Here is a 7,352-nt window from a genome sequence, read left to right as displayed (position 1 = left end):
GGTGGGCAATGAGTGAGCGCAGCGAGCGAATCATGGGGCAGGGGCGTGTCTCGCGAAGCGGACGCCGAGCGCAGCGAGGTGGGCAATGAGTGAGCGCAGCGAGCGAATCATGGGGCAGGGGCGTGTCTCGCGAAGCGGACGCCGAGCGCAGCGAGGTGGGCAATGAGTGAGCGGGCGGCACCGTTCTTCTGCCCGTACTGCGGCGACGAGGACCTGCGCCCCTCCGAGGCCGGGCACGGCGCCTGGGAGTGCCACGGCTGCCGCCGGGCCTTCCAGTTGAAGTTCCTCGGCCTGCTCTCGGCACCCGACAGGACCACGGCGACCGACGGGGGTACGTCACATGACCGGCACGACGACTGACTACGAGGCGATCGCGACCGCCGCCGGCCGCGAGCTGGAGGAGGCGACCCCCCAGGAGATCCTGGCCTGGGCCGTCGACACCTTCGGCGCGCGGTTCTGCGTCACCTCCTCGATGGAGGACGCGGTCGTCGCCCACCTCGCCTCCTCGGTCCTCCCCGGCGTGGACGTGGTCTTCCTGGACACCGGCTACCACTTCCCCGAGACCATCGGGACCAGGGACGCGGTGGCCGCGGTGATGCCGGTCAACCTCATCACCCTCAAGCCGCTGCAGACGGTCGCCGAGCAGGACGCCCAGTACGGGCCCGCCCTGCACGACCGGGACCCGGACCTCTGCTGCTCGCTGCGCAAGGTCGAACCGCTGAACCGCGGCCTCGGCGGCTACGACGCCTGGGCCACCGGGCTGCGCCGCGACGAGTCGCCCACCCGGGCCGGCACCCCGGTGGTCGCCTGGGACGCCAAGCGCCGCAAGGTCAAGATCGCCCCGATCGCCCGCTGGACGCAGGAGGACGTGGACGCCTACGTCAACGCCAACGGCGTCCTGCTCAACCCGCTGCTGTGGGAGGGCTACACGTCGGTCGGCTGCTCGCCGCTGTCGTGCACCCGCAAGCCCGAGGAGGGCGAGGACGCCAGGGCCGGCCGCTGGTCCGGCTCCGGCAAGACCGAGTGCGGCATCCACCTCTGAACGAGCCACCGCCCCACCACCGATCCACCGTCACCACCCGTCTGGAGAACCCACCGTGAGCACAGCCACCACCCTGGCCGCCGACGGAGCCGCGGAGGCGGCCCCCGCGGCCGCCCCCTGCGAGCGCGGCGCCACCGTGTGGCTGACCGGGCTCCCGAGTGCGGGCAAGACCACGCTCGCCTTCGCCCTGGCCGAGCGGCTGCGGGCCGAGGGCCACAGGGTCGAGGTCCTGGACGGCGACGAGATCCGCGAGTTCCTCTCCAAGGGCCTCGGCTTCACCCGGGAGGACCGGCACACCAACGTCACCCGGATCGGCTTCGTCGCCGAGAAGCTCGCCGCCAACGGCGTCAAGGTGCTCGCCCCGGTGATCGCCCCCTACGCGGACTCCCGGGCGGCGGTCCGCGAGCGGCACGCCGCCCACGGCACCGGCTTCCTGGAGATCCACGTCGCCACCCCCGTCGAGCTCTGCGCCGAGCGCGACGTCAAGGGCCTGTACGCCAAGCAGGCGGCCGGCGAGCTCTCCGGCCTGACCGGCGTCGACGACCCGTACGAGGCCCCCGTGGACCCGGAGCTGCGGCTCCAGACCCAGGGCCGCGAGGTGGCCGAGAGCGCCGCCGAACTCCACGCCTTCCTGACCGAGAGGGGTCTCGCGTGACCACCGCGACCGACAGCCTGGTCCACACCGACGAGAGCGGCTTCGCGCTGTCCCACCTGGACGCGCTGGAGGCCGAGTCGGTGCACATCTTCCGCGAGGTCGCGGGGGAGTTCGAGCGCCCGGTGATCCTGTTCTCCGGCGGCAAGGACTCCATCGTCATGCTGCACCTGGCGCTCAAGGCCTTCTGGCCGGCCGCCGTCCCGTTCTCGCTGCTGCACGTCGACACCGGCCACAACTTCCCCGAGGTCATCGAGTACCGCGACCGGGTGGCGGCCGAGCACAACCTGCGCCTGCACGTCGCCCACGTCCAGGACTTCATCGACGACGGCCGGCTGCGCGAGCGCCCCGACGGCACCCGCAACCCGCTGCAGACCGTCCCGCTGCTGGACGCCATCGAGCGCAACCGCTTCGACGCCGTCTTCGGCGGCGGCCGCCGCGACGAGGAGAAGGCCCGCGCCAAGGAGCGCGTCTTCTCCCTGCGCGACGAGTTCGGCGCCTGGGACCCGCGCCGCCAGCGCCCCGAGCTCTGGTCGCTGTACAACGGCCGGCACGCGGTCGGCGAGCACGTGCGCGTCTTCCCGCTCTCCAACTGGACCGAGCTGGACGTCTGGCAGTACATCGAGCGCGAGGGCATCGAGCTCCCGGAGATCTACTACGCGCACGAGCGCGACGTCTTCTCCCGCAGCGGCATGTGGCTGACCGCGGGCGAGTGGGGCGGCCCCAAGGAGCACGAGCCGGTCGAGCGGCGCCTGATCCGCTACCGCACGGTCGGCGACATGTCCTGCACCGGCGCCGTCGACTCCGACGCCGCCGACATCGGGGCCGTGATCGCCGAGATCGCCGCCAGCCGCCTCACCGAACGCGGCGCCACCCGGGCCGACGACAAGCTTTCCGAGGCCGCGATGGAAGACCGCAAGCGCGAGGGATACTTCTAAATGAGCACCACCACCCGGACCAGCGCCACCGCCCTGCTGCGCTTCGCCACCGCCGGCTCCGTCGACGACGGCAAGTCCACCCTGGTCGGCCGGCTGCTGCACGACTCCAAGTCGGTGCTCGCCGACCAGCTGGAGGCCGTCGAGCGCGCCTCCCTGAGCCGCGGCCAGGAAGCGCCCGACCTCGCACTGCTCACCGACGGCCTGCGCGCCGAGCGCGAGCAGGGCATCACCATCGACGTCGCGTACCGCTACTTCGCCACCCCCCGCCGGCGGTTCATCCTCGCCGACACCCCCGGGCACGTGCAGTACACCCGCAACATGGTGACCGGCGCCTCCACCGCCGAACTCGCCGTCGTCCTGGTCGACGCCCGCAACGGCGTGGTCGAGCAGACCCGCCGGCACGCCGCCGTCGCCGCGCTGCTGCGGGTGCCGCACGTGGTGCTGGCCGTCAACAAGATGGACCTCGTCGAGTACGCGGAGCCCGTCTTCGCCGCCATCGCCGAGGAGTTCACCGCCTACGCCGCCTCGCTCGGCGTCCGGGACGTGGTCGCGGTCCCGATCTCCGCCCTCGCCGGGGACAACGTGGTCGAGCCGTCCGCCCACATGGACTGGTACGGCGGCCCGACCCTGCTGGAGCACCTGGAGACGGTGCCGGTCGGCAGCGACCCGAGCGTCGAGCCGGCCCGCTTCCCGGTCCAGTACGTGATCCGCCCGCAGAGCGACGAGCACCCCGACTACCGCGGCTACGCGGGCCAGTTGGCCTCCGGCGTGCTGCGGGTCGGCGACCCGGTGACGGTGCTGCCCTCGGGCCACACCACCACCGTCGCCGGCATCGACGCGCTCGGCGCGGAGACCGACCTCGCCTGGGCCCCCCAGTCGGTGACCGTCCGCCTCGCCGACGACATCGACGTCTCCCGCGGCGACCTGATCGCGGCCGGCCCGGTCCCGGTGCCCACCAAGGACATCGAGGCCACCGTCAGCCACCTCAGCGAGCGCCCGCTGCGCGCCGGTGACAAGGTGCTGCTCAAGCACACCACCCGCACCGTGCGCGCGCTGGTCAAGGCGATCTCCTACCGCATCGACATCGACAGCCTCGAACAGCGCTCCGGCGCCCAGGGGCTGGAGGTCAACGACATCGGCCACGTGGTGCTGCGCACCGCCGAGCCGCTGGCCCTCGACGACTACCGCGTGAACCGCCGGACCGGTTCGTTCCTGCTGATCGACCCGGCCGACGGCACCACCCTCACCGCCGGCATGGCGGGCGAGGCCTTCGACACCGTGCGCCCCGACGCGTCCGGCGCACCCGACGAGGAGGACTGGGTCTGATGCCCCGCGAGGCGTTCTCGGGCATGGACAAGGAAGGCGGCCGCATCGGCAGCGGCGTCCTCGGCAGCGGCCAGGGCGGCCTGACCCGATGTGCGGGCCGACAGGGCTGACCGGAGCCCTGTCACCGGGCCGGCCGCTGTCCCACCCCACAGCTGGTGCAGCGCACCGACCCGGCTTGCCCGGCATCCCCAGATGCCGCGAGCACGACCCGACCCTTCCCGCCCGGGACCGTCCCCGCGACGGTCCGCCCGTGAACAGGACTTCGCCCATGGCACCGAACCACGCACTCGCGCCCGCCACCCTCCCCGATCGGCCCACACACCCGGCCGCCGACCGGATCAGACGCTCCGCCGCGGCCGCCGTCGCCGGCCTCACCGCGGTGGCGCTGCTCTCCGCCTGCGGCTACGGCTCGAAGAGCGAGGACGACAAGCCCGCCGCGGCGGCCGCCGCGGGCGGTTCCGCCTCCGGTGCGAAGCTCTCCGCCGACACGGTCAAGATCGGCTACTTCGCCAACCTGACCCACGGCACCCCGCTGGTCGGGCTCCAGGAGGGCCTCTTCCAGAAGGAGCTCGGGGCCACCCAGATCAAGACCCAGGTCTTCAACGCGGGTCCGGCCGAGATCGAGGCGCTGAACGCCGGCTCCATCGACATCGGCTGGATCGGCCCCTCCCCCGCGATCAACGGCTACAGCCAGTCCAACGGCGAGTCGCTGAAGATCATCAGCGGTTCGGCCTCCGGCGGCGTCAAGCTGGTGGTCAACCCCGAGAAGGTCCAGAGCCTGGACGACCTCAAGGGCAAGAAGATCGCCACCCCGCAGCGCGGCAACACCCAGGACGTGGCGCTGCTCAACTACCTGGCGGGCAAGGGGCTGAAGGTCAACCCCGACACCGGCGCCGGCGACGTCTCGGTGGTGCGGACCGACAACAAGGTCACCCCGGACGCCTACAGCTCCGGCTCGATCGACGGCGCCTGGGTGCCCGAGCCGACCGCGTCCAAGCTGGTCACCCTCGGTGCGAAGGTCCTGCTCAACGAGAAGGACGTCTGGCCGGACAAGAAGTTCGTGATCACCAACATCATCGTCTCGCAGAAGTTCCTCAAGGAGCACGCCGACGTGGTGGAGGCCGTGCTGCGCGGCTCGGTGAACACCAACACCTTCATCAAGGCCAACTCCGACAAGGCCAAGGCCGACGCCAACGCCGCCATCAAGAAGGAGGCCGGCAACGCCCTGCCGGCCGAGATCCTCGACCCGGCCTGGGCCGACATCGACTTCCTGGACGACCCGCTGGCCGGCACCCTGCAGGCCGAGGCCGACCACGCCGTCACCGCCGGCCTGCTCAAGAAGCCGAACCTGGCCGGGATCTACGACCTGACGCTGCTCAACAAGGTGCTCAAGGAGAAGGGCCAGGCTCCCGTGGCGGACGCCGGGCTCGGCGCCAAGTAGCACCGCGCGGCACCCGCGCCACCCACGGCGCACGGAAGCCCCGCCGCACCCAAGCCCCGAGGTCCGGTTCCCCGCCCGCCCGGTCGATGCCCGATCGATGCCCCCAAAGCACACGGGACGGGCGGGGCCGGACCCCGGCCCCGATTCCTTCGCCACCCGCCCTCCTCGCCCGCCGACCGGCAGGAGGGGCCCATGACCGCCCCCGGCCCCCGGCCGGGAGCTGCCCCCAGATGCAGGAGGTGCCCGGATGACCCCGGCACTGACCACCTCGGACGACGCCGTCGGCGTCGACACCCGCGGCGGCTCGCCCGCCGTCCGGATCTCGCACGTGCACAAGTCCTTCGGCCGCCCGGGTGCCGCCACGCACGTCCTGGACGACATCACGCTCGATGTCGCGCCCGGCGAGTTCGTCACGCTGCTCGGCGCCTCGGGCTGCGGAAAGTCCACCCTGCTCAACCTGGTCGCCGGCCTCGACAAGCCCACCGCGGGCTCGATCGAGGTGACCGGCGGACGCCCCGCGCTGATGTTCCAGGAGCACGCGCTGTTCCCCTGGCTCACCGCCGGCAGGAACATCGAACTCGCGCTCAAGCTCGCCGGCGTGCCCCGCCCCGAGCGCCGCCCCGAGGCCGAGCGGCTGCTCGAACTCGTCCGGCTGGGCGGCTCCTACGGCAAGCGCGTGCACGAGCTCTCCGGCGGCATGCGCCAGCGCGTCGCACTGGCCCGCGCGCTCGCCCAGGGCGCCTCGGTCCTGCTGATGGACGAGCCGTTCGCCGCGCTCGACGCCATCACCCGGGACGTGCTGCACGACGAGATCACCCGGATCTGGGCCGAGCACAAGCTCTCCGTCCTGTTCGTCACGCACAACGTGCGGGAGGCCGTCCGGCTCGCCCAGCGCGTGGTGCTGCTCTCCTCGCGCCCCGGCCGGGTCGCCCGCGAGTGGCGGATCGACCTGCCGCAGCCGCGCCGGATCGAGTCCGCCGGCGTCGCCGACCTGTCCATCGAGATCACCGAAGAACTGCGTGGGGAGATCCGCCGCCATGGCCAGCACTGACAGCACCACCACCCTGGCCAAGGACCGGCCGGCGGACATCGCCGACGTCGGCGCCGGCCTGGACGCGCTGGACGCCGTCCAGGTGCGGCGCGTGCCGCTCGGCGAGATCCTGCGGACGAAGGCGCTGCCGCCGCTGCTCGGGCTGCTGCTCGTGCTGGCGCTCTGGCAGGGCGCCTACAGCCTCGAACTGACCTCCTCCTACAAGCTGCCCAGCCCGGCCGACGTCTGGCGCTCGCTGGTCGAGCTCTGGGAGGCCGGGACGCTGTTCAGCATCATCTGGACAAGCGTCTGGCGCGGTATCTCCGGCTTCCTGATCGCGGTCGTGATCGGCACCCCGATCGGTCTGCTGGTCGCCCGGGTCAAGCCGGTCCGGGCCGCGCTCGGGCCGGTGCTCTCCGGCCTGCAGTCGCTGCCCTCGGTCGCCTGGGTGCCCGCCGCCGTCATCTGGCTCGGCATCAACGACTCGATGATGTACGCCGTCATCCTGCTCGGCGCCGTCCCCTCCATCGCCAACGGCCTGGTGGCCGGCATCGACCAGGTGCCGCCGCTGTTCCTCCGGGCCGGCCGCACCCTGGGCGCCACCGGCCTGTCGAACGCCCGCCACATCCTGCTGCCGGCCGCCCTCCCCGGCTACCTGGCCGGCCTCAAGCAGGGCTGGGCGTTCTCCTGGCGCTCGCTGATGGCCGCCGAACTCGTCGCCTCCTCCCCCGACCTGGGCCTGGGCCTGGGCCGGTTCCTGGAGAACCAGCGGGAGTCGGCCAGCATGTCCGGCGTCCTCCTCGGCATCATCCTCGTCCTGTTCGTCGGCATCGCCATCGACCTCCTGCTCTTCGCCCCGCTGGAGCGCCGGGTGCTGCGCAACCGGGGCCTGGTGGGCACGGCCCGCTGACCATCGAGGCTCC

At 72.4% G+C, this 7,352-nt stretch carries 8 protein-coding genes; all 8 read left to right on the top strand.

The window, feature by feature from the left end; all coding sequences use genetic code 11:
- Positions 1-162 precede the first annotated feature (162 nt).
- The 8 genes from ABT263_RS12155 (at position 163) to ABT263_RS12120 (ending at position 7,339) form a co-directional block, all read left to right on the top strand.
- Positions 163-360: a hypothetical protein gene (locus tag ABT263_RS12155; RefSeq protein WP_329487146.1), complete on the top strand. Its 198-nt coding sequence runs from the start codon at positions 163-165 to the stop codon at positions 358-360.
- Positions 341-1,042 (top strand): phosphoadenylyl-sulfate reductase, encoded by a 702-nt coding sequence (locus tag ABT263_RS12150; protein ID WP_352290313.1) that lies wholly within the window; start codon positions 341-343, stop codon positions 1,040-1,042. The genes ABT263_RS12155 and ABT263_RS12150 overlap by 20 nt, the downstream gene beginning before the upstream one ends.
- A gap of 73 nt (positions 1,043-1,115) precedes the next feature.
- Positions 1,116-1,697, top strand: a complete 582-nt coding sequence (gene cysC / locus ABT263_RS12145) for an adenylyl-sulfate kinase (RefSeq protein WP_352290394.1) — start codon at positions 1,116-1,118, stop codon at positions 1,695-1,697.
- Entirely contained in the window at positions 1,694-2,632 is a 939-nt protein-coding gene (gene cysD / locus ABT263_RS12140; protein WP_352290311.1) for a sulfate adenylyltransferase subunit CysD, read from the top strand. Before cysC ends, cysD begins: the two co-directional genes overlap by 4 nt.
- A complete protein-coding gene (locus ABT263_RS12135) occupies positions 2,633-3,958 on the top strand; it encodes a sulfate adenylyltransferase subunit 1 (RefSeq protein WP_352290309.1) in 1,326 nt (441 codons plus the stop codon). It begins immediately after the preceding gene.
- Positions 3,959-4,226: 268 nt separating this feature from the next.
- Complete coding sequence (locus ABT263_RS12130; protein WP_352290307.1) at positions 4,227-5,399, top strand: aliphatic sulfonate ABC transporter substrate-binding protein; 1,173 nt, start codon at positions 4,227-4,229, stop codon at positions 5,397-5,399.
- Between the two features lie 247 nt (positions 5,400-5,646).
- On the top strand, positions 5,647-6,450 hold the full coding sequence (locus tag ABT263_RS12125) for an ABC transporter ATP-binding protein (RefSeq protein ID WP_352290305.1): 804 nt from the start codon (positions 5,647-5,649) through the stop codon (positions 6,448-6,450).
- Entirely contained in the window at positions 6,437-7,339 is a 903-nt protein-coding gene (locus tag ABT263_RS12120; RefSeq protein ID WP_329487152.1) for an ABC transporter permease, read from the top strand. The genes ABT263_RS12125 and ABT263_RS12120 overlap by 14 nt, the downstream gene beginning before the upstream one ends.
- The last annotated feature ends 13 nt before the right edge of the window (positions 7,340-7,352 follow it).

Origin of the sequence: Kitasatospora sp. NPDC001603 (assembly GCF_040298365.1) — a bacterium.
Lineage (GTDB): Bacteria > Actinomycetota > Actinomycetes > Streptomycetales > Streptomycetaceae > Kitasatospora.
Note: the sequence above shows the minus strand (reverse complement) of the source record. Positions and strands in the feature narration are given on the sequence as shown.

What these genes read in the sequence shown, in the direction of transcription:
- ABT263_RS12155 (WP_329487146.1), top strand. Translation starts at nt 163, where the DNA reads ATGAGTGAGCGGGCGGCACCGTTCTTCTGCCCGTACTGCGGCGACGAG.
- ABT263_RS12150 (WP_352290313.1), top strand. Translation starts at nt 341, where the DNA reads ATGACCGGCACGACGACTGACTACGAGGCGATCGCGACCGCCGCCGGC.
- ABT263_RS12135 (WP_352290309.1), top strand. Translation starts at nt 2,633, where the DNA reads ATGAGCACCACCACCCGGACCAGCGCCACCGCCCTGCTGCGCTTCGCC.
- ABT263_RS12130 (WP_352290307.1), top strand. Translation starts at nt 4,227, where the DNA reads ATGGCACCGAACCACGCACTCGCGCCCGCCACCCTCCCCGATCGGCCC.
- ABT263_RS12125 (WP_352290305.1), top strand. Translation starts at nt 5,647, where the DNA reads ATGACCCCGGCACTGACCACCTCGGACGACGCCGTCGGCGTCGACACC.
- ABT263_RS12120 (WP_329487152.1), top strand. Translation starts at nt 6,437, where the DNA reads ATGGCCAGCACTGACAGCACCACCACCCTGGCCAAGGACCGGCCGGCG.